The organism is Thiomicrorhabdus sediminis (assembly GCF_005885815.1).
GTDB lineage: Bacteria > Pseudomonadota > Gammaproteobacteria > Thiomicrospirales > Thiomicrospiraceae > Thiomicrorhabdus > Thiomicrorhabdus sediminis.
The window spans coordinates 1,286,530-1,311,948 of record NZ_CP040602.1; the positions used below are offsets into that span (position 1 = coordinate 1,286,530).

Below are 25,419 nucleotides of genomic sequence, written 5' to 3' on the forward strand. Positions count from 1 at the left end.
ATAAAAAAACCCAAGTGGAAAGCCATCGCTTCACCAACCTGGGTTTTCAATTGATTTTTTGCAGACTATAAAACAGTCCGACCAGATCAATTAGTCGTTATTATGCAGCGTCGAGTTCAAACCACCCCACAAGGTACCATCGGTGACAATCGCTTGCACTTCACCCGTTTGACTGTGACGACGGAACAACAGCTTGGACTGACCGGATAAATCACGCGCCGAGACAATCGAACCATCCGGCATCTTAACCTTGGTTCCTGCCGTTAGATAAAGACCCGACTCGACAATACAGTCATCACCCAACGAGATACCCAGACCGGCATTGGCACCCAATAGGTTGCGCTGTCCCATTTTGATAACCTGCTTACCACCACCAGACAGGGTACCCATGATTGAGGCACCACCGCCGATATCAGAGTTTTCCGCTACCACAACACCCGCACTGATTCGTCCTTCAACCATGGAGTTACCCAAAGTACCGGCGTTAAAGTTAACAAAACCTTCGTGCATAATCGTTGTACCAGGTGCCAAGTGGGCACCTAGACGGACACGGTCAGCATCACCGATACGTACACCTTCAGGAATCACATAATCCGTCATACGAGGGAACTTGTCGATTGAAGTGACATTGAACTGAACCGCTTCACCGGCAATCGCCTCACGTAGATTTTCAACTTCTGATGGCAAGACTGGCCCGGCACTGGTCCAAGCCACATTGTTCAATAGACCGAAAACACCATCAAGATTGATCTCATGCGGCTTATAAGCGCACTCAGAAAGCAGGTGCAGACGTAAATAAGCGTCTTCTGCCGATTGAGGAGCATCATCTACCGAAGCGATCTCTACGGTTACAAAATCACTTTTGATGATACCGGCCTTTAATGCCGGACAGTTACGGGCGATTTCTTTATTTGAACGTGGAAACCATACATCTAGGGTTGCACCGGTTTTAGCATCGCTGTAACGGTGACCGACTCGCTTGATTGTCATAATGCTCTTCTCTTTATATTTTTACTGTAATATCGAAACTCAATAAGCTGTAAATTATACCTTTTCTGGCGCTGGACAACAAAACTTCACAACATATTTTTCTTTACAAAACATGGAAATCGCCCCTAATAAACGGCTTTATCACTTATAATGAGTGTCATTTGAAGCCATTGAAATACAGGTGCCTAAATGATTGTTTATGGGATTGCCAACTGCGACACGGTTCGTAAGGCGCGCAAGTTTTTCGAACAGAACCAATTGGATTACCAATTTGTTGATTTTAAACAGCAGCCACCGAGCCTTGAAATGATCAATAACTGGCTCACACAACTGCCTATCGACCAATTGATCAATAAACGCAGCACCAGCTGGAAGCAGCTTAACGATGAACAAAAACAAAGCTTGCTTGATCAAACCGATTTGAGCATTATTGAACAGATGCCAACCTTGATTAAGCGCCCGTTAATCGAGCTTAATAATGAAGTGCTGGTCGGCTTTAATGAAAAAAACTACCAGCAGAAGATGCTTTAATACCGTTGCATTAAACAACCATTAAAGCCTTGAGCGACTTCACCAATACGACACAAAAGATATAGAGTTATGAGCGAAACCATTACCCTTGCCCAACAATTGATCCAAATTGATTCGATCACCCCTGAAGACAAAGGCTGTCAACATATGATTGCTGACTACCTGAGTGCTTTAGGCTTTAATACCGAGCACATGCGTTTTGCCGATGTTGATAATATCTGGTCGCGCAAGGGACTGGACTCACCATGCTTGGTTTTCGCCGGCCATACCGATGTTGTACCTACCGGCCCGGCTGATGCCTGGACTCACCCGCCGTTTTCAGCCCACATTGATGGCGATATCATGTATGGTCGCGGCACCGCTGATATGAAAAGCTCTATTGCCTGCTTTATGGTGGCGACTAAGCGTTTTGTCAAAGACCATCCTGATCATAAAGGCTCAATCGCCTACCTGATCACCAGTGATGAAGAAGGCCCGGCAATCAACGGAACCGTCAAGGTAGTTGAAGCCTTGGAAAGACGTAACGAAAAATTTGAATACTGCTTAGTAGGCGAACCTTCCAGCTCTCATAAGCTGGCAGATTCGATTAAAAACGGACGTCGCGGCTCCTTAAGCGGGAAACTGACCGTTAAGGGTATTCAAGGGCATATCGCCTACCCGGAATTAGCCGACAATCCGATTCACAACCTAGCACCAGCACTTGAACAACTGGTACAGGTGCAATGGGATCATGGTAACGAATACTTTCCCCCGACTTCATTCCAAGTGTCTAATATCAATGGTGGCACCGGCGCAACCAATGTGATTCCAGGCGATGTTGAAGTACTTTTCAATTTCCGTTTCTCGACGGAACACAGTCCAGAATCCTTACAGGAAAGTGTCCATGCCATCTTGGATCACCATAAATTGGAATATGATTTGCAGTGGAACCTATCCGGCTTGCCGTTTATTACTCCTGCCGATGGCGAATTGATTCAAGCTGTGCAACAGGCATCAGAAAATGTACTCGGTTACAAACCACAACTTTCAACCGGTGGTGGCACATCTGATGGCCGTTTTATCGCACCAACCGGTGCACAGGTCATTGAGTTGGGACCGATTAACGCGACCATCCATAAGATCGATGAACAAGTCAGCGTTGCCGATTTGGAAAAATTAACCGACATCTATTATCAAACACTGGTTAACCTGCTAACCTAACCCCCTATCACCACAAAGGAGATAAGCAGTGCCGACAGAAACCGAATTACCTTGGTACATTGAGTTACTGTTAATAAGCTTACAGCTTATCGCCTTGGCGGTATTTATCTATTTGGTTTGGCCACACTTCAAAAAGGAACATTGGAAAGCCAAGTTTATAGACAACCCTATCGCACGTTCCATTATTATCGTTTTTATTCTGATTCTTTTGCTTGTGTTCGGTTTAGGTGAAATTCTTGACCTCGCCTTTGAAGACCAAGTTCTACACTAAATACTTCACTAAACAGTCTTTCTAACTCGCTATCGAATGGATTATTCACCTGATTGCAGATTGGCTACCCTCAGACTACATTGTGAGAATTGCGCTCGCAGCTTCAATCTCACTAGCCATAAAGCCCTTGTATGGCAAAACCAATGACAAGAATTTGAGTTACAAAAAAAGCCGCTTAAAGCAGCTTTTTTGTTCAAACATCTAAATAGCGATTAATCCGCTAGGCTTTTCTTACGCACCTGAAGGATATAGATCGCGTAGGCCACCAAACAAACGCCAACTAACACCCACATATTAGAAGAATCAACCAGATTAGAAGCGAATACGATAATAACCGCTACCGGTGTAATCCACTTCAATGCAATCATTAAAGCCGCATCAAGCACTGGTGAGAAACCAAGCTGATTTTCACGAACTTCTTTAGATAGCACCCATCCCATAAAGATAGCCATAAATAGACCACCCAATGGCAACATGATACTTGAAGTCAAGAAATCCAGAGAGTCAAAGAATGTCTTACCAGCAAAGAAGTGAACGTCTGACCACTCATTGAATGACAAGATTGTTCCAATACCTAAGAACCATAAGAACCCACCAAGACTCCAGGCGCACTTACCACGTGTCCAGCCCCAGTTTTGCTCTGTATAGGCAACCGCAGGCTCAATCATAGAAATCGCCGAGCTCAATGCCGCCATAACAACCAATGCGAAGAACAAGGTACCGAAGAACCAGCCACCGGTCATATCACCGAAAGCAAGCGGCAATGTCTGGAACAATAAACCTGGACCCGCACCTGGCTCCATGCCGTTAGCGAATACGATAGCGAAGATGATAATACCTGCAAGCAATGCAATGACGGTATCGGCAATCGCAATCCAGATAGCCGCTTTACCGATAGAAACATTGTCCTTCATATAAGAACCGTAAACCATCATTACCCCCATACCGATACTCAAGGTAAAGAAGGCATGACCTAAAGCAACCAGAACCGCGCCCCAGCTAAGCTTAGAGAAGTCCGGCGTAAATAGGAACTCAAGACTCTGTGAAAAACCACCCGTAGTTGTTGCATACCCCAATAACACCAAAAGAATCAATAGCAGACCAGGCACCATAAAGTTGATCGCTTTTTCGATACCGCTCTTGATTCCGTTGGAAACCACATACACCGTGAACAAAACCACAACCGTATGCCAGAACAACAACTGCATCGGACTGGCTAACAAACCGCTAAAATGTTCAGCAACGCCATCAGCATCAATACCGATGAACTTACCTTGCAGACTGTCGGCAAAATAAGCAACCGCCCAACCAGCGATAACGGTATAAAAACAGAAAATCAATGCTGAACCCAAGGCACCGTTAATACCGATAAAAGTCCAGAACTTACTGGCCTTATTGTTTTTGGCGTGATACTGCATAGCCTGAACCGGATTAGCTTTCCCGGCACGACCTAATACCAATTCAGAAAGCAGAACCGGAAGACCAACCAACAAAATACAACCCAAGTACACAAGTACAAAGGCACCACCACCGTTTTCACCGGTGATATAAGGGAATTTCCAAAGATTCCCCAGGCCAACCGCAGAACCTACAGCCGCCATAATAAAAACAAATTGTGATGTCCACAAATGTTTTGAAAGATTATTTTGACTCATCTATATTCCTTTATAATAATAGGATGAAGTTTAAAATTTAACCGCGCGTATTATACCTACAGCCTATTTTGACTTCGACTCAAAAACACTTATAAACACATACAAAAACCTGTAAAAACCGGTGTAAAAAGGTAATTTTAGGTAAACATAGAATAGAGCTATGCACATCCAGGCAAACTACTCACTCAAACCATATAACACCTTCAAGCTTGAAGTCAAAACACAGTATTACATCGAAATCACCAAGCAAAGTGATGTGTTAACCCTTCGCAGCGACTTAAAACTCGCCTCACTACCATGGCGAGTAATCGGTGATGGCAGCAATATTCTATTTACCCACGATATTGAAGGCGTTACCGTACGTTGCACTTACGACAAACTCAAAATCGTCAAGGAAGACGACGAAAACGTCTGGATATCGGTAGGTGCCGGCATGAAATGGCATGACCTGGTTGAGTACACCGTAAAACATGATTGGTGGGGGCTGGAAAACCTTGCCCTGATCCCGGGTACTGTCGGAGCCGCCCCCGTACAGAATATCGGTGCCTACGGTTCTGAAGCGCAAGACACCATCACCCGCGTACAAACCCTTAATTTGTATGACGGGCAGCGCAATGAATATCGCAATGCCGATTGCCAATTCGGTTACAGAACCAGTATTTTCAAACAAGAATTTGTCAATAAACTGCTGATCCACCGTGTGACCTTCCGCTTACGCAAACTGAGAAACGGTCAGGCAAACCTGGTATATGAACCACTTAAAAATGCTTTAAGCGATATCAAAAAAGAAGACATTACCCCGCAAATGGTCTTTGATGCGGTAGTGGCTATTCGTAAACACCGCTTACCGGATCCAAATCATCAAGGTAATGCAGGCAGTTTTTTCAAAAACCCGGTGATTGACCAGAGTTATTTTGAGAAGCTTCTCGAACAATACCCGGAAATGCCCAATCATCGCATGCTTGATGGTAGCTATAAAATCCCGGCGGCTTGGCTGATTGAACAAACCGGCTGGAAAGGACGCTCGCACGGACGCTCAGGCGTATCAAGTAAACATGCTTTGGTATTGGTCAATCTGGGAGGTGCGCAAGGAACGGATATCGAAGAACTCTACCATCTGGTACAGGATGATGTAATCCATAAATTCGGCATTCACCTTGAACCCGAGGTCATTATTCTTTAGACAGCACCACTCAAAAGGAGTCAAAACAGTGATAATGTTATCTAGCCTGGCTCCGCAAGCTACCGCCAAAACCTCAAAATCTCCAGCAAGACTTACTGTTTATCTGCTCCTTGTTTATGCGATTTTTTGCTGCACTCAGGCTCGTGCCTGGCAACTGGAGATAGCAGAACCGAACCTCAAGGTTTGGACCCAAGCCGTAAGCCATTCCGAATTCAAATCCTTTAAGGGGACTGTATTGATCAAAGCCCCTATTACCGAGGTTATGGCTTTTATTAAAGACACGCCTAATATGGTTAACTGGTATCACAATACGATTGAAGCCAGACGCCTGCAAAAAATCGGCGAGAAAACCTGGCTTAGCTATAGCGTAACCCAAGCGCCTTGGCCGGTAACCGACCGGGACTCGGTCACTATTGTCGAGCAACAAGATTTAGCACAAGGTTACCGTTTAACAATGCAAGCCGCACCTGAGCGCTACCCCTTGCAAGCCAATCGCATTCGCATCCCGAAGCTGGATGGCTTTTGGTTGATCGAAAAACTGGATGCCAACCTCACCCAGGTGACCCTGCAAATCAGTGCCGAACCCGGGGGCGAGATACCGAGCTGGTTGGCCAACGCCTTAGTGATTGATATGCCCTATTACAGCCTGAGTGCGCTGAAAACCCAAATTGAGAAGAATAATGATGAATAAGCCTATTTAGCTTGATTCATCTCAGCAAGTTGCTGTTCAATCTTAGCGTCCACTTCCCCCTCGTCTTTTGCCCAATGCAGGGTACGAGTCGGGAACGCAATCTGCGCCCCATGAGATTCGATAATCTCATTGATCGACAACAACACATCCTGCTTGACGTTATGATAACGAATCCAGTTGGTTGTTCTGGTATAAGCGTAAACAAAGAAGTCCAGTGATGAAGACGAAAACTGATTGAAATTGACAATAATGGTCTGTTCTATATCAATCTCTTCATGGTTTTCCAGCAAATGACGCACATCATTCACAATTGCAGACATCCTGCTTGCATCCTCATACCGAATCCCTACCGTTTCATAGATACGGCGATGACTCATACGCGACGGGTTTTCGATGGCAATATTGGAAAAAATGCCATTGGGGATATACAGCGGTCGTTTATCAAATCTGCGCACAGTTGTCATGCGCCAACCGATTTTCTCGACAATCCCCTCAATATCCTTATCTGGTGAACGAATCCATTCGCCCACGGTAAATGGCTTATCCATATAAAGCATCATGCCACCAAAAACATTACCAAGCAGGTCTTTTGCCGCGAAACCGATGGCAATACCACCCACACCACCAAAGGCCAGTAATCCGGTCAGACTGACACCAAAAGCACTTAAGAAGAATAGACCGGTTAAAACAAATGCCAACAACTTGATAATTTTGGCGAAGGCCTCAACCGTGACTTCATCGAGACGCTCATCTTCACGTGCCAGATCTTTAAGATGGAACTCCAAGCGCTGGACAAGACGGATAACAAACCAACCGACCGATAGCGTCAGGATCGTCTGTTTGAATGCCAAGATATAAGGAATCAATTCAACATAGATCTGAAACTGGCCGATGGTCGTGGTCAGGGCCAGAATCAAACCGGTCACCCAGATAAAAAACGAGATCGGTGCCCGCGCCGCATCAACAAAACTGTCTACCCACACATGCTCGGTAATCAATAAGCGATAGTGCACGATACGCAGCACATAGCGCTGAACGACATCAATAATGGTTGTCGCGGTCAAAATGGTTAATAACAGCAGTAACCAGACTTGTCCGCCGAACATAAATACCAATTCAGTCCAAAGTTGAGTGATCCACTCCATTATCCAATCCTATCGCTTTTTGGTTTCTGTCTATCTTTAGCTAAACTCATCGATATAAAAAATGATCTATAGCAACGCTTGTTGATCCTGCTGTTGCGTCAGTTTATTAATTACCGTCACTGCTGCTTGCCATTGAGGATCGTAATGCAATTTATCATAGTGATAACGACCATGCGCATGCAAACGAATCAATCGAGCATGAGAAAGCGCATTCGGTTGCCACCTGACATGCGCAAGCACCTCATCGGCAGCGACCGAATCATTACACACCAGCACCAGATCACAACCTGCCTGCAACGCCTTTTGGACACGCTCGCTAGGTGAACCATAAGCCGTTGCCGCCTGCATGCTCATATCATCACTGATCACCGCGCCTTCAAAGTGACACTGCTGACGCAATACTTTTTGCAACCAGAATTCGGAAAAACCGGCCGGGGCTTTATCAACCTGCGAATAGATAACATGTGCCGGCATGACCGCATCCAAACCGTTTTCCATTAAACGCAGAAACGGCTGCATATCGTGTTGCTGAATATCGTTGAAACTGCGTTTATCTTCAGCTACTTCATAATGGGTATCGGCTTCGATAAAACCATGACCCGGAAAATGTTTGGCCACCGAGGCCATCCCCGCCGAATGCATCCCTTTCATAACATGGCTTGCCAATAACCCTACCGCAACCGGATCACTATGAAAAGCCCTGTCACCAATCACTTTCGAACCACCATAGTCCAAATCGACTACCGGCGCAAAACTGAAATCAACCCCTACCGCCAAAAGCTCGGCGGCTAATAGCCAACCGAGTTTTTCGGCCACTTGGAAACTGTGATTCACGTCCTGCTTATACAGCTCGCCTAAACTGCGCATATCCGGCAATTTGGTAAAACCTTGTCGGAAACGCTGCACTCGCCCACCTTCATGATCAACCGCTATCAGCAGCTTAGGGTGACGTAAATTGTGTATGGATTGCGTCAATTTCTGTAACTGTTCAACCGATTCAAAGTTGCGGCTAAATAAAATCACCCCGGCAACCAATGGATCCATTAAACGTTCTATGTCGACATCGGTTAATTCAGTACCGGCAATATCAATCATTACCGATCCTAAAGACATTGCTTGTCCTGCAATATGCTTCATCTTATCTATAATCCAATTTCATTAATAAAAGGCTGATTCAATTATGCGAATATATCAACGCAAAGCGTTCAATTTCATACTTGGCGTAACATAGCATAAACACCCCCTCTTGCCTAATCTATCAGCCAATACCGGTCCATATCGCCCAATGATCACGCTTAAGGTTCACTATCGACAAGTACGCAGAGCTCTATCAATTTTCCAAGCCAACATGACTTTCATCTGTCTGTCATCTAAGCGACACAAAAACTTCAACAGAATCCGCTAACGCTTAAATCTTGACTGGATTACAATTAATGCTCAACTTTTATCTCAAAATGAGGCGACTATGGCAAAACTAATGGGCATTGCCACCCATACCCAAGCAAAAGGTGAAATCACCACTCATGACCATATCGAAGTCAGCACCGAACACGGGCTGAATAATGATTATCAAGGCTCCAGAAATAAACAGACACAAGTCACCTTACTGTCTTTAAAGAGCTGGCAGCAAGCATGCGCTGAATGTGGCGCCGAGCTCGACTGGACTGAAAGACGAGCAAACCTGCTGGTTGACGACTTTGAATTTAACCCATCAATGATTGGTGAGCAAATACAAGTCGGTGATGTATTACTGCAAATCAGTTGCGAAACCGATCCCTGTTCATTAATGGATAAACTGCACTCCGGTCTAAAACACGCTTTAACACCAAATTGGCGTGGCGGCGCTCGCTGTAAAGTACTGCGAGGCGGAACCATCAAACATGGTGACAAAATCAGTCATTTAAAGCGTTTCTAAGCACAATATTTCAAACTTCTCTTGCCACCAGTTTTGCGACAATACCGACTTGTTTGCACTTCGGTTAAACTTAAACTTAGCACCACGCTAACCTATAAACTAATCGATAAGCCAATCAACAAACCAATTTACAACCCTATCTCAACGCATTCATCTCAATCGGCGTGAATCGAATAACCGTCTAATTACGCTGATTTCTCGCTCTGACATCGAGATGGTCACGCCACTGATCGCCAATCAGGTTGACCGCTAACACCACCAGCATCAAAGCGATTCCTGGCGCTAAAACCAGATGCGGTGCCACCAATAGATAACGGGTTCCCTCTTTGATCATCGAGCCCCAAGAAGCTTCCGGAGGTTGAACCCCCAAGCCCAAAAACGATAACCCGGCTTCGGAAATCACCGCTCCGGCGATACCAAAGGTTGCTTCAACTCCTAAAGGCGCCAAAATCAACGGCAATACATGGCGATAAAGCATAACCGGCGTAGCAACGCCTAAAACACGCGCCGCCTGAATATGCTCACGATGACGCAGACTCAAGGTTTGCGCTCTTGCCAAGCGCGCATAACCTACCCAGCCAACCACCACCAGGGCAAATACCACATTCTCGATACCCGGCCCCAGAATCGCCGCCAAGGCAATCGCCAATAACAAGCCCGGAAAGGCAAGAAACACATCGATAATCTTAGTCACGACTCGATCCAGCCAACCACCGGTATATCCACTGATAATGCCAATACTGGTACCGATAATCGCCGAAAAAAACACCACGCCGAGGGCAACCAGAAGCGATGTCTGAGCGCCTTCAACCAAGCGTTGCAAAATAGGACGGCCTAACTCATCCGCTCCTAATAACTGCTGTGTATCTGGCGGCATTAAAAAACGTTGCAGATTGACAATATCGGCGCTTTCATCGATAAAGAAAGCGGCAATCGCCATAAACAACCAAACCAAAACTATGGCATAACTGACAAACCGTAATATCATTGCGCCATCCTGATTCTTGGGTCAAGCCAAGCATAAGCCAACTCGGTAAGGCCGTTAATGGAAATATAGGCGACGCTGATAATCAGAATACAGGCTTGCACCACCGGATAATCACGGCGCTGAATCGACTCCACCAACAACTGGCCCAATCCCGGCCAGTCAAACACCACTTCGGTAATCACCGCTCCACCGAGCAGAGTACCTAGCTGCAAACCTAATATGGTCACCACCGGCAATAAGGCATTAAGCAAAGCGTGCTTGCCATAAACCATCATTGACGACAATCCTTTGGCTTGTGCAGTACGAATATAATCTTCATGCATCACCTCAAGCAAAGATGCTCTCAGCATTCTTGCCAGAATCGCCGCCAAGGCCGTACCCAGTGTGACTGCCGGCAACACCCAGGCAAACGGTTGTTCGGCACCACTTACCGGCAGCCACGCCAAGGCGATGGAAAACAGCAGGATTAACATAGGCCCTAACCAGAAATTGGGAATGGAAACGCCAATTAATGAGATTGTCATCGATAGATTATCCGGCCACTTGCCGGCACGTAATGCCGCCCACAACCCCAAGGGAAAAGCGATCAACACGGCCACCAGCATCGCCATAATAGCCAACTGCAAGGTCATCGGAAAACGCTCGGCCACCAGCTCGGCCACCGGTTGTTGGAAAAACAAAGATTGCCCCAAATCAAATTGCAGCAGCGCCAATAGATAAGAAATATACTGCTCGAATATCGGCTTATCCAAGCCAAGTTGAGCGCGCAATGCACTTTCATCGGCAGGACTGGCCCAATCGCCAAGCATTACTGCGACCGGATCACCTGGAACGAGATGGATGAGAAAAAACACCATGGTGCCTACAATCCAAGACACGAAAATGACCGATGCTAATAACCGAACAATAAAACCGCTCATAATCGACCACTACCCGGTTGTGCGCTATGGGCTCCAACCCGCCCTATCGAGCAACGACAAGTCACACCTGAAACTGTTTCGCAAATATACAACACTAACTACCCTTCTTTGTTGCCGCTGACAATATTGACTTCGGTGGCGATTTCCACCCAGTCAAATAACTCGACAATGTCGCTATTGCGCATACGAATACAGCCATGCGATAACGGTTTGCCCACCGGCTCGCTATCTGGCGTACCGTGTATATAAATATAGCGCTGCATGGTATCGACATCACCTAAACGATTGATCCCCGCTTCACAGCCGGACAACCAGAGAATTCTGCTTAGGATCCAATCGCGATCGGGATGCTGTTGCTTTAAGGCTTCAGAAAAAACCTCTCCGGTCGGGCGCCTGCCGATAAATACCGTATTTAGGGGACAATCTGCGCCGATTTTGGCACGAATTACATGTTTTCCCAAAGGCGTTTTTCCGGAATTTTTTTGCCCGCCGATACCGTTTAAGGCACTGCTAATCAAATAGCGTTTAATCTCGTTGCTACCTTGGTAAACCACCAGACACTGCTTGGCAATATCGATAAGAATGCGCTTTTCATTCTGCTTGTCATCATATCCTCGATGATTTAAAACGTTTTCGTTCACAGCAACTCCCATCAGTTTTTCTGCACCCTTAAAAGGCCATCCAAGCGTCCATCGGCATAAAGTTGATAACCACTGATATTGTTTCGACTCACCGCATATTGGTCTTCATACCAGAGTGGCATCGCCGCCAGCGTTGCTTGCAGTCTTTTTTGTAACCGTTTATAAAGCTTAGCCTGCTCTGCCAAATCTTCGGTTTGAGAGGCTTGTGCGATTAAATCATCGGCCAATTGATCACGGTAACGCCCTCTATTGGCACCTTGTGGTGGAATCGCGTTTGAGGCAAACACATACTGGAAGATATCCGGGCTCTTGACCCCTACCCAAGCCAGACTATAGAGCTGAAAACGCCCTTGCTTGATGTCGTTATAAAAGGTACCCCAATCATAACTTTGGATCTTTAAATGAATACCCAAGGGCTTTAGCTGAGACTGATAAATCGTTGCCAAACGAATGCGCGTCGGATCGTTAGACGTTTTATAACTTAGCTCGATAACCTCTTGCCCCGACTGGCTTTTCTTGATTAGCCCAGCCAGCTCAGGCCGTATTTCGCTGCGCTTTTTGATTTGCTCTATAACTTGCTTGATCAATTGTCGAGCCAGGCTTGGGTTATAGTCATATTGCGGCATATCCTCAACGCCACACCAATGCTTGGGCACTAACAGACCGCCGGCTAATCGTGCTCTACCGGAAAACACCGCATCAATCACCGCTTGACGATCAATACCGTGGGCAATCGCCTGACGCAATGCCAGCTGTGATAGCAAAGGATCCTCAAAGTTAAAACCGATATAACCAAACCCGGTGCCGTAATGATAGTCAACTTGCAGTTGCGGCTGCTTGGCAGCATATTGCACCAGTTCCGGTGACAGGTCGTTCTGGATAATATCCAGCTCTCCTTTTTTCAGCTTAAGCACCCGAACCGTCGCATCCTTGACCGGAATAAAAGCCAGTTCGACACCATCAGACCGTCGTTTCAACTGTAACTTCTGTTCTGACATAGCAATAAACTCACAAGCACCGGAACCGATCGGCAATGCTTGAAATTGATGGTTTTGTGCAATCATTTTCGCCGGTAAGATGCCGATTACCAGGCGTCCGACAAATAAAGCGTCTTCATGACTGAGATAAAAATCCAGCTGCTTATCATTAATCACTTCGATGGCACGGATATGTTTGAGAGAACCTCTATGTGCCGAGCCTAAACCCTTATCCAGCACACTGCGATAGGTGGCGGCAACATCCTCGGCATTAAGCTGCTCGCCATCAGGAAAAAAACTCTCGTCAATCAAGCTAAAACGGTAATGCTTGGCCGATAATTGCTGCCACTCGGCCAAATCGGGAATCGGTTGGAAACGGCTATCAAAATCAATCAACTGACGATAGAGCAACCGATTGATACGGCTGGATAAGGCGTCCGTCGCCTTACGTGGATCCAACATGCGGGCACGGCCATTGATACCAACCAGTATCTGTCGTGAGTTGGATGGCTTTTGACAACCACTGATAAGCGCTGTTGAAGCCAGCGCGGAGGTTAGCGAAAACGCTGAAACCTGCTTGATTAATGTTCGGCGATTAAATGCCACCCAATATCCTTAAGAATTAAATGAAGGTTACTCTTGCAATAAGGCTTCGTATTGCTGCAGATCCTGTAGATCCAAATCACCAATAGCCGCTTCTAATTGCAGGTGTGCCAAACTCTGGTTATGGATCGCCTCAATCAAATTCTTTCTCGCACTGGTTTGATTGGCCGTCGCAGTCAAGACTTCAAGCATACTTTTCAAGCCGACCTTATAGCCTTCTTTTGCCGATTCGACAAAAGCATCATTCGATTTTACCGCCTCACGTAATGCGGCGATCAACTTCAAGCCTTGCTGCCAATTACGCCATTGTGTTTTGGCTTGCAAAACAGCCTGTTGTCGCGCATTTCGCAAACCTTGCTGTGCGGCAATCGCCTTTTGCGAGGCGGAACGCACTTGCGAACTGGTACCGCCGCCTGAATATAGTGGCACATTCAAATTCAAAGCGATGCTATTGGATCGCGAATCCATAAAACTGCTGCCAGCCTGATAATCACTGTATTGGTTGTCGCTAAAAGTCGCTTTCAAATCGACCGTCGGATAATGCCCGGCTTTTTTAACATCGATTTCTTTTTGTGCGATCTGATACTGGATTTGTGCGCTATTGACCGATAAGTTCGCCGATCCGGCAAGGGCTTCAAGCTGTTTATCGGCATAGTTCAAATCGATCCCCTTGCCAATCTGAGTCAGTTCTTTCAAACCTTGTGCTTGCAGCTGAGATAAATCAATACCGCTGATTTGCGACAACGCTTCCTGAGTGTTTTCCAAGGCGTTTTGCGCCTGGATAATCGCCGATTTCGCCAAATCGAGGCTGGAGCGCGCTTCAAGTACATCTACTCGACTCATCAAACCCAATTCGGCTGATGCCTGCGCGGTTTCAAACTGCAGGGTTTTAGCTTCTAGATCGGAAGCACTCAAGGCCAAATTTTGCTCGGCGAGCAATACATCGAAATAGGCTTTGGCAACATTTAAAATCAAATCCTGATGCGCCTGCTGCAAAGCGATCGATGCCGCTTTTTCAATCAACTGTGCTTGATCGTAAAGCGCCCAACTGCTTTGACCGTAAAGCGCCTGATCAATTGTCAGACTCAAACTCTGACTGGTGACATCCTGACTATCAATCGAACTGTCATTCACCGCATAACTGCCGCTGGCTTTAACCTGGGGCAACAATACCGATTCGGCCAAATTAACATTTTCGGCATCGGCTTGATATTGCGCTTGCGCTTGCGCCAGAGATGGCGCATGCTGCAAGGCTTGCTGATAGACATCGGTCAATCCAAGCGGTAATGCTTGCGCCGAAGCACTGGCGAATAAACCTATAAAAGCGACGGGGAAAGCCTTAAGCTTTTTCATCTTCACTCCAAACCTTAAAAGGACGTTGACTCAGGCTGATATTATAATATCGCACCTCTTCTGTCACCTCTCTTGCAAGCCAGTTTGGCAGTTCAATGCTTTCATCCTCGGACTGCATTTCCACCTCGGCAACCACCAACCCCTGATTATCACCCAAAAATTCATCGATTTCCCAAGTGTGCTCAGCGAACTTTACCAGATAACGGTATTTCTCAATTACCGGGCCCACCGCCAGTGTTTTTAGCATTTTTTCCGCATCGGCCAAAGGTATCGGGTATTCATATTCGTCTCGACTCAACCCGATTTCCAGGCTTTTGATATTCATATTGGCCTGTTCACCCTCGATACGAACTCTTACCGAACTTTTCGCACAGATTCTATTGTCATCATTATTACCGATCGCATCGCTGATATCGTTAAGGTAACCCTGAGCAAAATGGGTTTTCTGGTGGGCTAAGGCCTTCCAATCATCATTTTTTAATAAAAACTTGCGCTCAATCTCTCTGGCCATGAATATCTCAGTATCTTTATATTTTGCTTTATCGGACGTTATGAGTAACTTATTTCGCGATTCACCGTTTAACCGGCCGGGTTATAGACGCCGGTCGACAGATAGCGGTCCCCTCTATCGCAAACAATGGTGACAATCACCGCATTTTCAACTTCGTTGGCAATTTGTAATGCCGCTGCCAAAGCGCCACCTGATGATACCCCGCCAAAAATCCCTTCTGCTGTCGCCAGCTCCCGCATGGTCTGCTCGGCAAGGTTTTGTGACATATCGATAATGCGATCGACACGGGTGGCTTCATAAATTTTAGGCATGTATTCTTTTGGCCAGCGGCGAATTCCTGGAATGGAGGCGGTATCATCAGGCTGAACACCGACAATCTGAACAGCGGGATTCTGTTCTTTTAAAAACATTGAGGTGCCCATAATCGTACCGGTTGTCCCCATGGCACTGACGAAATGGGTGACTTTACCATCGGTATCTCGCCATATTTCCGGTCCGGTACTGTGATAATGAGCCAGTGGATTATCCGGATTGGAAAACTGATCAAGCACTATGCCTTGGCCCTGCTGTTGCATTTGCAGAGCCAGATCACGGGCGCCTTCCATTCCCTCTTCTTGTGAAACCTCGATTAATTCGGCTCCATAAGCGGCCATAGAAGCTTTACGCTCCATACTCATATGATTGGGCATAATCAGCTTCATTTTGTAACCCATTAGCGCCGAGGCCATGGCTAGAGCAATGCCGGTATTGCCACTGGTCGCTTCAATCAAGGTGTCACCCGGTTTAATCTCACCACGCAGTTCGGCTTGCTTGATCATATTGATTGCCGGTCTATCCTTAACCGACCCGGCCGGGTTATTGCCTTCAAGTTTTGCTAACACGACGCTATTGGTATGCGGATTGACCATGCGCTGAAGTTTCACAAGCGGCGTATTGCCGACAAAATCCATTAAAGTACTAAAGCTCATATTTTCTTTAAAACCGTCTTGATATAACCCGCTTTTCCCGCTCTCTTTATAACCTGAAAAGCCGATTTTTATTGATATTGCGCCTATTCTAACCTAAGCCGCGAGCCAGAACCCAGCAATCAATAAAATCGGCAATAAATGATTTAACACCACATTGGCTGCCAAGGCAGGCATCAACTGGGAAATCTGCATCTCCGCCTTATAGGCTCGCATTACAGAAAAAAGTGCCAGCGGTAATGCCAGCAAGGTCAACCAAAGCATAGCAGGCAATTGATAATACTCAATCGCAAATACCAAAACGATAAAACCCATTAGAGAAAATAGCGTAAATATCCGCAAGGCCCCCTTTTGCCCCAAACGCATCCAAATATTAAAACGCCCCACGGTTCTATCCGCTTTGATATCCGGAGCCTGATTCAATAACAAAAGGTTATTAACGAGAAAAAACACCGCCATAGACAGAACCAAGACAACGCCTGAGAACCTTCCCGTCAACACATAATCCGCTCCCATCATGATCAAAGGCCCAAACGCCAACCCCGGGGCGATCAAGCAGAGCCAAGGCATATGCGTGATATAACGGGTATAGGCGATAATCAAGAGCATGCCGATAACACCGATTAACAAAATCGGCCAACCTCTGTACCAGACCATAAGCATGCCAATCAAACAAAGCAATGCCATCACCACTAAAAACCCTTTATAGACCGCCTGAGTCATCTGTGGCGCATCAACCAAGGCACCACTGCCTCCACTGAAAGGGGTTTTCGGAGTAATTTTATCCAGACCTGATTGGAAGTCCTGAATTTCATTTAGCATATTCACCGAGATATGCGCAAACAGCGCACCGACAACGATTAATGCCAACCATCCATAATCTACAGCATGCCCCTGGTACCATTCAATCGAGACAACTAAAGCGATAACAACAGGAGCCAAGGTTAAAAAATTAGGCCGCATTGTTTGTAAAACCACTGTGAACTTGTCCAACACTTACTCCTTTAGCCTATGCGTCACAAAAAATATAACCATTTATTTATCTATTCAATAAATTTTATATCTCAACATTATAATCAGCTTATAAGTACTTGGAAATACGTATTTTACTTGCCCATTTTTTCCTTTTTTTTCTGGCTAAAAAATATTTTTTCCTTTTTTGTCATTTTTATCAGGAATAGACTTGAACCTTGGTATCCGTCGTCATAATATGGCTGTTAGCGCTTAAATTAGAGATAAAAACAAACAAAGTTTCGATTTTCGATGACAACTAAACATAACGAAAATTTGAAAATAAAAACAACGGCGTTAAATAAACTTTAGAGGAAGTTTCCATGTTTCGAAATGCTTCATTACGAGCCAAAGTAATTTTTTCAACAGCTCTCACCGGGCTGATTACTGCTACCATTCTCGGGATTGTTATATACAACACATCCATTGTGCCTATCAAGCAAATTGAACGTGATCGTGTCATCGATCAAATGAGCGACTACATTAACGCGCAAATCAATTTAAAAGTACAAGGCGGCATTCTTGGTTCAACCGCCTTGAGCACCGAGCCAGTAGTCGTTTCTTCACTTGAAGTGGAAGAACGTGAAGTCGTCATCCCAACTTTAGCAAAGCTGAAAGAGCAATTCGCCAATCAAACAGGTTACAAAAGCATTCGTTCTCACCTAATCACAATGGATGGGCGATCGCTGGTACGTTCATGGGATATTAACAACTACGGTCAAGATGTCACCAATAACCCTATCGTCAAAAAAGTCATGAAAGAAAAACAAGCCTATGGTGCCTTAGCTGTCGGCGGTGTGGGTGTCGCCGTGATGGCAATATCACCAGTTATGGCAGACGGTGAATTCATGGGTATGGTGAGCTTCCTTCAGGGCTTGGCCTCCGTTCGTAAAGCCTTCACCGCTGATATGGAAGGCCAATGGATTATGCTCGTCGATAAAGAACAGCTAACCAAGCAGTATGGCGACCTTGAAGTCGTCAGCAAAAACATGCCTATTAATAATAAATACATTCTCTCCAACAACCGATGGTTTGATAAAGATGCCGTTGAGTTTCTGAAGCGAGCCTTCCAGCCTATCGATGGAGAAGAAAGACAGGTTTATAGCTTTGAGGATAAAACCCTGATCGACATTCCTGCTTATGATGCAGACAACCAGATCTTCGGGCGTCATATCTTTATTATCGATAAAAACAAATATGAAGCGCCAATCAATGCCGCCATGGAATCCGCGCAGATTTCTTTGGCCGGTATTATCTTGGTTATTATTCTCTTGACCGCGATTATTGTTGTCTTGGTTAACCGCATGATTATCTGCCCGCTACAGAAAGTGCAGGCGAATACGGCTAAAATTCTAGAAACCGGTGACTTTTCTTTACGTAATGAAGTCATGTCCAAAGATGAAGTCGGACAAACCTCTGAAGCGATCAACAATCTGCTAGAGCAAATCTCCTCCGCACTGGATGAGGCTAACAGTACGGTCTATGCAATTTCTCAAGGTAATTTCGACTCTCGCATTCAGGGCGATTACCATGGTGACCTGCAGAAACTGAAAGACGGTATTAATGACAGTACAGAAACCATTGAAGAAGTTATGAACAGTCTTTCTTCTGCAATGCAGGCAATGCGTGAAGGTAATTACAGCACAACCATCAGCTCGGCAAATACCGCCGGTCGTTATAAAGACATGCTGGAAAATGCCAAACAGGCTTTCTCGGAAACCAACCAGGTTATCCAGGAAATCAATAATGTAATGCAGTCCATGCAACAAGGTAATTACAGCAAACGTGTCGAGATTATTGCCCAGGGTGACTTGAAAACATTGAAATACAGCATCAATGATTCGATGGAAAGCTTGAACTCGGCAATTAACGATATTGTCAGTGCCGTGACCTCGCTAAGCGAAGGTGATTTAACTAAAACCATTACCAACGAATACCATGGCGACCTACTCACCTTGAAAGAGGCGATTAATCAATCCATTACCAACTTGGCTGATATCGTATCTAAAGTGGTTGAAGCCGGAGTTATCGTAAACAACGAATCGTCGAACGTTTCCGGCGGTGCGAATGATGTTCGTCAAAAAATCCAGCAGCAGGCTGCCGCGATTGAGCAAACCTCTGCAACCATGGAAGAGATGAATGCTGCGGTACAGAACAATACCGAAAATGCGATGCAGGCATCTGAAGTGGTTGAACAGGTACAAGGTGAATCTGGCAAGGCTCAGGATGTTATGACTCGCACGATTGAGGCAATGGACAGCATCCAGGCTTCAAGTAGTGAGATCGCCGAGATTGTCACTCTTATCGACAGTATCGCATTCCAAACCAACCTGTTGGCATTGAACGCGGCGGTTGAAGCGGCACGTGCCGGCGAACACGGTCGCGGTTTCGCGGTCGTTGCCGGAGAAGTACGCTCATTGGCGCAAAAATCTGCGGATGCCGCGAAAGACATCAAGAATCTTATCGATTCAAGTGTCCAACGCATCTCACAAGGTACCGAGCTGGCGCGTGCTTCCGGTGAAGTGCAAAAAGAGATCATGGTATCGATTAACAATGTCGCCGAAATGATTCACCAAATCAATGCGGCATCACAAGAACAGGCCGAAGGGGTTTCTCAGGTGCATCAAGCCATCAGTGAAATCGATTCAGCGACTCAGGCGAATGCCGCTTTGGTAGAGAGCACCTCAAGCTCTGCGGACAATATGTCTAGTCAGGCTGCCAGCTTGAATGAATATATGTCGTTCTTTAAAACCGGCAAGTCAGTTACTCAAGCCAAACCTTTGGCGGCACCTCAAAAACCTGTCGCGCCGGCAGCTGAAAAGCCCAAAGCCGCTGATAAGGTTGAAACGCCTAAATTGACAACCAAACCGGTGGTCAACGCAGCAACAGACAAGGCGACCGCAGCCAAACCTGCTGAAAGCAAAACGCAGGCGAAGCCGTCAACAGCCAAACCTGATGGCCTGCAAACACCGGCACCGACCCAACCGACCGGTAATGATGATGAGTGGGCAGAATTCTAACCGCCCTCTTTTCAGGAAAATAAAAAGCCCCGCTTAGCAAATGTTAAGCGGGGCTTTTTTATAATTTCTGCAAACTCGATTAACGAGTCAAATCGATAAGCTTTAGTCAACCCTGATTGGCGCGACTAAACTCATCTTTAATCGCCTCGATCTGCTCACTTAATTCCAACCACTCCATTTCCAGCTCATCCAAAGACTGAGTGACTTGCGCTTCCTGCTTTAAGCAGTTTGCCAAACGCTCTTTATTATCGGCTTCATAAAGCGTTTCATCTTCCATCAACTGGTGTAATTGGCTTTGCTCAGACTGATATTTATCAATCTGCTTTTCCACCTGCTGTAAACGCTTTTGCTGTGGTCTGATTTGTACCTCAAGCTGCTTACGAAGCTGCGCACTTTGTTGACGCAGCTCTTTTTTGGATGCGCTTTTATTTGCCGCTCCATCACCTTCTGATTGCTGCATCGCTTTGACGGCTTTTAACTGCGCCTGCAGATAATCGTCCAAATCACCGTGATAGAGCGTGACTTGGCCTTGGTGTACCCACCAGAATTGATCAGCAATGCTTGCTAAAAGGTGTTTATCATGGCTGACCAGAATAATCGCACCGCTAAACTCTTGAATCGCCATATCCAATGCATCACGAGTTTCCATGTCCAGGTGATTGGTCGGCTCATCAAGAATAATCAGGTTTGGCTTTTGATAAACAATCAATGCCAGAGCCAGCCTCGCCTTTTCACCACCGGAAAACGCTTTGATCGACTCCAAACACTGGTTATTGGAAAAACCAAAGGCGCCAAGAAAATTGCGCCCCTCCTGATCGGTCGGTGGGTTTTCCAATGCCAATAAATGACCAAGTGGGCTCTGCTCGAAATTCAAAGATTCGATTTGATGCTGGGCGAAATAACCGATTTTCACCCCTTTACTGATCATTACCTTACCGCTATCGGGTTTAAGCTCTCCAACCAGCTGTTTTAACAAGGTAGTTTTACCCGAACCGTTAATCCCTACCAGTCCGATACGGTCACCGGCTCTTAAGGTCAAATCGACACTCTGTAAAATGACATGCTCGCCAAAGGCAAAATTGAGTTTCTCAATCTGCATCATCGGATCAGGCTGATGATCGGGCGATAAAAACTTGAATTCGAAAGGGTTGCTTGCCTGGACCGCCGCGACCTGTTCCATGCGCTGCAAAGCCTTGACGCGGCTCTGCGCCTGCTTGGCCTTGCTGGCCTTGGCCTTGAAACGTTCGATAAAGGTTTTAAGCTGCTGCATCTGCTGTTTCTGTTTGTCGTGCAAGGCCTGTTGCTGCATTAACTGCTCATTGCGCTGACGCTCGAAAGCGGCAAAATTCCCGGCATAGAAATGAATTTTCTGCTCATCGATATGGGCAATACCTTGCACGACCTGATCGAGGAAATCACGATCATGAGAGATAATCAGCACAGCACCGGGATAACTCTGCAGCCACTGCTCCAGCCAGGACACCGCCTCGATATCCAAGTGATTGGTCGGCTCATCCAGCAATAACAAGTCAGCGCGCTGCATTAAAGCACGTGCCAATTTCAGACGTACCTGCCAACCACCGGAAAACTCACCGATATTTTTCTCGAAATCGCTGTCCTTGAAACCTAAACCGTACAGCAGTTGCTTGGCCTTGATCGGCACCTGATAACCGGCGATTTTATCCATCTGATCATAGGCTTTGACCATGGCATTATCGTCATTGGTTTGACAGGCTTGCTCGATCTGCTGCTGATACTCTGCATAGAGGCTGTCGCCAAAAGTGACATATTGCAATGCGTTGACAGAGGCATCGGCGATATCCTGTTCAACACAACCAATCAACCAATTGGCGGGGATAGCCACCTGACCACTGTCAATCGACACCTCGTTTAAGATCGTACGGAACAATGTGGTTTTACCAACCCCGTTTTGACCAATTAAACCGATTTTTTGACCGTCATGCACCGTTAAATTGGCATTTTCCAATAAGGGTTTGGTTCCGGCACGAATTGAGAGACTTTGTAAATTTAACACTTTGGTATATTTCTAGAGAAGGACAATTTTGTGCGGTTATTTATCTATTTCTATAACCGCATATTGTCGCTGAAAATTGGTGGGATTGCAGACAACTGTTCGTTTAAGCCAAACGGCCATCAAGCATGGTGACCTGACGATCCATACGATTAGCCAACTCACGGTCATGAGTGACAATCAATAAGGCCGTACCCAAGTCCTGGTTAAGCTTTAACAGCAGCTCAAACACCTGCTCGGCAGAAGCGTGATCGAGATTCCCGGTCGGCTCATCAGCAAGCAAGCAAGCCGGCTCGGTAATCAAGGCTCGGGCAATAGCAACGCGCTGGCGCTCACCACCGGAAAGCTCGCTCGGTTTATGTGACGCACGATGCTCAAGCCCCACTTTATGCAATAGTTGCAAGGCTTTTTGCTTGGCAACTTGCGGCGATTCACGACGGATTTGCAAGGGCATCATGACATTTTCCAACGCATTCAATTCGGCAAACAAGTGGTGGAACTGATAGACAAAGCCCATATATCGGTTACGCAACTTGCCTCTTTTGACATCACTTTGAGTGGAAAACGCCTGTTCGTGTAAACTTACCTCACCTTGGCTAGGCGTATCCAAACCGGCCAACAGATGCAACAAAGTACTTTTACCGGAACCGGAGGCACCGACAATAGCGACCTTCTCGCCTTGAGCCAACTCAAAGTTGATATCACTAAACACTTCAGTGGTGATTTCACCCTCCTGATAGGTTTTGGCTAAACCGCACGCGCGTAACACCAATGCATTGGATTCTTGCTCAACACTTGCAGCATTCATTGAACTACTCATAACGTAATGCCTCCGCCGGATTTACTTTTGCCGCTTTTCGTGCCGGGTAAATGGTCGCCAATAGCGTCAAGATAAATGACACTCCGGCAATATAGAACACATCCGACCAGATAAGTTTAGACGGCACAGTACTGATGTAATAGACATCGGGTGGGAAGAACTGGATCCCTAATAGGTTCTCGATAAACGGCACGATGACATCGATATTCAAAGCCAGACTGAGCCCGCCTATCAAGCCTAGAATAACGCCCAATAAACCGATAACCAGCCCTTGAATAATAAATATCATCTGTATGCTCAGCGGAGTCGCGCCAATGGTGCGTAATACGGCGATATCACTTTGTTTGTCGGTTACCACCATCACCATTGTGGAGACGATATTAAACGCCGCCACCATAATAATCAGTGTTAGAACGATAAACATCATGCGTTTTTCCATTTCAATGGCACGGAAAAAATTGCTGTGCTGCTGACGCCAATCCCGTATATAAACGGTGTTTTCAATAACCGATGCCAAATCGTGCTTGACCTTGCCGACCAAAAACATGTCATCCAGTTTAAGCTGCAAAGCACTGACCGAATCCTGATACTTAAAGACTTTCTGCGCATCCTGAATATGGATTAAGGCCAAACCGCTATCGTATTCATGCATACCGGCTTCAAAAATACCGGCTACGGTAAAACGCTTGATTCGCGGTACTATACCGACAGGCGAAATGGTGCCTTGCGGAGCAATCAGGGTGATTTTATCGCCGATAGAAACCCCTAAAGACAATGCCAACTCACTGCCCAAGATAATACGATAGGATCTCGGCTCCAAGCTCGACAAAGTTCCGAACTGAATTTGACTGGCAATATCCGCAACCTGGTTTTCATACTCAGGCAAGATACCGCGAATAGCGACTCCTTTGACACGCTTGCCATTGGTCAGCATACCCTGCTCCATGATATTGGGAGCCGCGCCGATAATATGAGGTTGCCCCTGGACACGCTGATAAAGCGATTGCCAGTCCGCTAGGCGATCATTCTGCTCATTGACCGTCATATGAGCCGTCATCCCCAGAATACGGTCACGCAATTCTTCCTGAAAACCGTTCATAATCGATAACACGGTAATCAGCGCGGTAATCCCCAGCGCGATACCGATCATTGATGACAGGGAAATAAAAGAGATAAACCCGTTGCGACGTTTGGCACGGGTATAACGTAACCCCAGTAAGAGTTCAAAAGGCGCTTTTATCATAAATTGGGTAGCCTTGGTTTTTTCTCGTTGCTATAAACTTTAATGGTTGGATATATCATCTGTTTGTTCTGTATCGTTTTGAACCGTGGTATCTTGCTTTTTTGACTTGATTGTCTTAATCAATTCCGGCTTATAGGAGATAAACACCGGCAATTCGATATGAAACACAATCGCCCAGACCCGTGCGCTCAACACCAGCAACATTGCCATCCAGGTGGCGACATAAAGCTCGACCCCGGCATGTTCCAGCAATAAAAACACACTTGCCCCGATAAATGAAGCGGTGGCGTAGATCTCCTTACGAAATACCAATGGAATCTCACCCACCAAGACATCACGGATAATACCGCCGACAACTCCGGTCATGATCCCGGTCATAATCGCAATCGGGTCTGAAAAACCGAGCAGCATCGCTTTTTGCGTGCCGATAATGGTAAAAACCGCCAATCCCAACGCATCCAAAAACAGCAGTAACTTAACAGGTAAACGTTTGTAACGCGCCAGAAAAAACAACAATAACGCGGCTACAACCACGACATAGATATAGATATCCTGTTGCGTCCAGAAGACCGGCACACCGATAATCAAATCTCGCAAGGTGCCTCCGCCAATCGCGGTGACCATGGCTATGACTATGGCGCCAAACAGGTCGAGCTGTTTGCGACGTGCAGCCAAAAGCCCGGTAATGGCAAATACCGCAGTACCTAACAAGTCGAGAAAATAGATAGAGGTCTCAAAAATCATGAGCCCTATT

The 25,419-nt window shown here is 46.1% G+C and carries 23 protein-coding genes; 7 read left to right on the top strand and 16 right to left on the bottom strand.

The genetic code is table 11. The features are described from left to right. Positions 1-90 precede the first annotated feature (90 nt). Entirely contained in the window at positions 91-990 is a 900-nt protein-coding gene (locus FE785_RS05930) for a DapH/DapD/GlmU-related protein (protein WP_138564874.1), read from the bottom strand. 189 nt (positions 991-1,179) lie between these two features. Here FE785_RS05930 and FE785_RS05935 point away from each other — a divergent pair, with 189 nt between their 5' ends. From FE785_RS05935 to FE785_RS05945, 3 genes are all read left to right on the top strand, one after another. After that, entirely contained in the window at positions 1,180-1,521 is a 342-nt protein-coding gene (locus tag FE785_RS05935) for a Spx/MgsR family RNA polymerase-binding regulatory protein (RefSeq protein WP_138564875.1), read from the top strand. Positions 1,522-1,590: 69 nt separating this feature from the next. Beyond that, the gene (dapE, locus tag FE785_RS05940; protein WP_138564876.1) at positions 1,591-2,721 is read left to right on the top strand and encodes a succinyl-diaminopimelate desuccinylase; all 1,131 of its coding nucleotides are present in this window, start codon (positions 1,591-1,593) and stop codon (positions 2,719-2,721) included. A 28-nt stretch (positions 2,722-2,749) separates the two neighbouring features. Continuing rightward, entirely contained in the window at positions 2,750-2,992 is a 243-nt protein-coding gene (locus tag FE785_RS05945; RefSeq protein WP_138564877.1) for a hypothetical protein, read from the top strand. Positions 2,993-3,204: 212 nt separating this feature from the next. Here the strand turns inward: FE785_RS05945 and FE785_RS05950 are convergent, their stop codons facing one another. After that, positions 3,205-4,647, bottom strand: coding sequence for a sodium-dependent transporter (locus tag FE785_RS05950; RefSeq protein ID WP_138564878.1), 1,443 nt, complete (start codon positions 4,645-4,647; stop codon positions 3,205-3,207). A gap of 160 nt (positions 4,648-4,807) precedes the next feature. Here FE785_RS05950 and murB point away from each other — a divergent pair, with 160 nt between their 5' ends. Both murB and FE785_RS05960 read left to right on the top strand, forming a co-directional pair. Continuing rightward, positions 4,808-5,830 (top strand): UDP-N-acetylmuramate dehydrogenase, encoded by a 1,023-nt coding sequence (gene murB / locus FE785_RS05955; protein WP_138564879.1) that lies wholly within the window; start codon positions 4,808-4,810, stop codon positions 5,828-5,830. Between the two features lie 34 nt (positions 5,831-5,864). Continuing rightward, positions 5,865-6,521 (top strand): START domain-containing protein, encoded by a 657-nt coding sequence (locus FE785_RS05960; protein ID WP_138564880.1) that lies wholly within the window; start codon positions 5,865-5,867, stop codon positions 6,519-6,521. Between the two features lie 2 nt (positions 6,522-6,523). Here the strand turns inward: FE785_RS05960 and FE785_RS05965 are convergent, their stop codons facing one another. Both FE785_RS05965 and nagZ read right to left on the bottom strand, forming a co-directional pair. Beyond that, positions 6,524-7,666, bottom strand: a complete 1,143-nt coding sequence (locus FE785_RS05965) for a mechanosensitive ion channel family protein (protein WP_138564881.1) — start codon at positions 7,664-7,666, stop codon at positions 6,524-6,526. A 66-nt stretch (positions 7,667-7,732) separates the two neighbouring features. After that, positions 7,733-8,803, bottom strand: coding sequence for a beta-N-acetylhexosaminidase (nagZ, locus tag FE785_RS05970; RefSeq protein WP_202978285.1), 1,071 nt, complete (start codon positions 8,801-8,803; stop codon positions 7,733-7,735). Between the two features lie 328 nt (positions 8,804-9,131). On the opposite strand from nagZ, the gene FE785_RS05975 reads away from it, so the two are divergent. Continuing rightward, positions 9,132-9,581, top strand: coding sequence for an MOSC domain-containing protein (locus tag FE785_RS05975; RefSeq protein WP_138564882.1), 450 nt, complete (start codon positions 9,132-9,134; stop codon positions 9,579-9,581). 181 nt (positions 9,582-9,762) lie between these two features. On the opposite strand, the gene FE785_RS05980 is transcribed toward FE785_RS05975, so the two are convergent. The 8 genes from FE785_RS05980 to FE785_RS06015 form a co-directional block, all read right to left on the bottom strand. Then, positions 9,763-10,569: an ABC transporter permease gene (locus FE785_RS05980; protein ID WP_138564883.1), complete on the bottom strand. Its 807-nt coding sequence runs from the start codon at positions 10,567-10,569 to the stop codon at positions 9,763-9,765. Continuing rightward, entirely contained in the window at positions 10,566-11,489 is a 924-nt protein-coding gene (gene nikB, locus FE785_RS05985) for a nickel ABC transporter permease (protein ID WP_138564884.1), read from the bottom strand. Before nikB ends, FE785_RS05980 begins: the two co-directional genes overlap by 4 nt. A gap of 98 nt (positions 11,490-11,587) precedes the next feature. Continuing rightward, positions 11,588-12,130 (bottom strand): L,D-transpeptidase, encoded by a 543-nt coding sequence (locus FE785_RS05990; protein WP_275115338.1) that lies wholly within the window; start codon positions 12,128-12,130, stop codon positions 11,588-11,590. 11 nt (positions 12,131-12,141) lie between these two features. Continuing rightward, positions 12,142-13,713, bottom strand: a complete 1,572-nt coding sequence (locus tag FE785_RS05995; RefSeq protein ID WP_238696222.1) for an ABC transporter substrate-binding protein — start codon at positions 13,711-13,713, stop codon at positions 12,142-12,144. Positions 13,714-13,740: 27 nt separating this feature from the next. Continuing rightward, positions 13,741-15,063, bottom strand: coding sequence for a TolC family outer membrane protein (locus FE785_RS06000; RefSeq protein WP_138564886.1), 1,323 nt, complete (start codon positions 15,061-15,063; stop codon positions 13,741-13,743). Continuing rightward, positions 15,050-15,574: a CYTH domain-containing protein gene (locus FE785_RS06005; protein WP_138564887.1), complete on the bottom strand. Its 525-nt coding sequence runs from the start codon at positions 15,572-15,574 to the stop codon at positions 15,050-15,052. The genes FE785_RS06000 and FE785_RS06005 overlap by 14 nt, the downstream gene beginning before the upstream one ends. Before the next feature lie 68 nt (positions 15,575-15,642). Further along, on the bottom strand, positions 15,643-16,542 hold the full coding sequence (gene cysM, locus FE785_RS06010; RefSeq protein ID WP_138564888.1) for a cysteine synthase CysM: 900 nt from the start codon (positions 16,540-16,542) through the stop codon (positions 15,643-15,645). 93 nt (positions 16,543-16,635) lie between these two features. Further along, positions 16,636-17,532 (bottom strand): prenyltransferase, encoded by an 897-nt coding sequence (locus FE785_RS06015; RefSeq protein ID WP_138564889.1) that lies wholly within the window; start codon positions 17,530-17,532, stop codon positions 16,636-16,638. 341 nt (positions 17,533-17,873) lie between these two features. Between FE785_RS06015 and FE785_RS06020 the strand changes: the two genes are divergently transcribed. Then, positions 17,874-20,570 carry a methyl-accepting chemotaxis protein gene (locus tag FE785_RS06020; protein ID WP_138564890.1) on the top strand — a complete coding sequence of 899 codons (2,697 nt, stop codon included), beginning with the start codon at positions 17,874-17,876 and terminating at the stop codon, positions 20,568-20,570. Positions 20,571-20,676: 106 nt separating this feature from the next. Here FE785_RS06020 and FE785_RS06025 read toward each other — a convergent pair whose 3' ends face one another. The 4 genes from FE785_RS06025 to FE785_RS06040 all read right to left on the bottom strand — a co-directional run bounded on the left by FE785_RS06025 (position 20,677) and on the right by FE785_RS06040 (position 25,409). Continuing rightward, the gene (locus FE785_RS06025; protein ID WP_138564891.1) at positions 20,677-22,605 is read right to left on the bottom strand and encodes an ATP-binding cassette domain-containing protein; all 1,929 of its coding nucleotides are present in this window, start codon (positions 22,603-22,605) and stop codon (positions 20,677-20,679) included. Positions 22,606-22,708: 103 nt separating this feature from the next. Next, entirely contained in the window at positions 22,709-23,422 is a 714-nt protein-coding gene (gene lolD, locus FE785_RS06030; RefSeq protein WP_238696223.1) for a lipoprotein-releasing ABC transporter ATP-binding protein LolD, read from the bottom strand. Further along, positions 23,415-24,665, bottom strand: a complete 1,251-nt coding sequence (locus tag FE785_RS06035) for a lipoprotein-releasing ABC transporter permease subunit (RefSeq protein ID WP_138564892.1) — start codon at positions 24,663-24,665, stop codon at positions 23,415-23,417. The genes lolD and FE785_RS06035 overlap by 8 nt, the downstream gene beginning before the upstream one ends. Positions 24,666-24,704: 39 nt before the next feature. Further along, the gene (locus FE785_RS06040) at positions 24,705-25,409 is read right to left on the bottom strand and encodes a trimeric intracellular cation channel family protein (RefSeq protein WP_138564893.1); all 705 of its coding nucleotides are present in this window, start codon (positions 25,407-25,409) and stop codon (positions 24,705-24,707) included. Between the last annotated feature and the right edge of the window lie 10 nt (positions 25,410-25,419).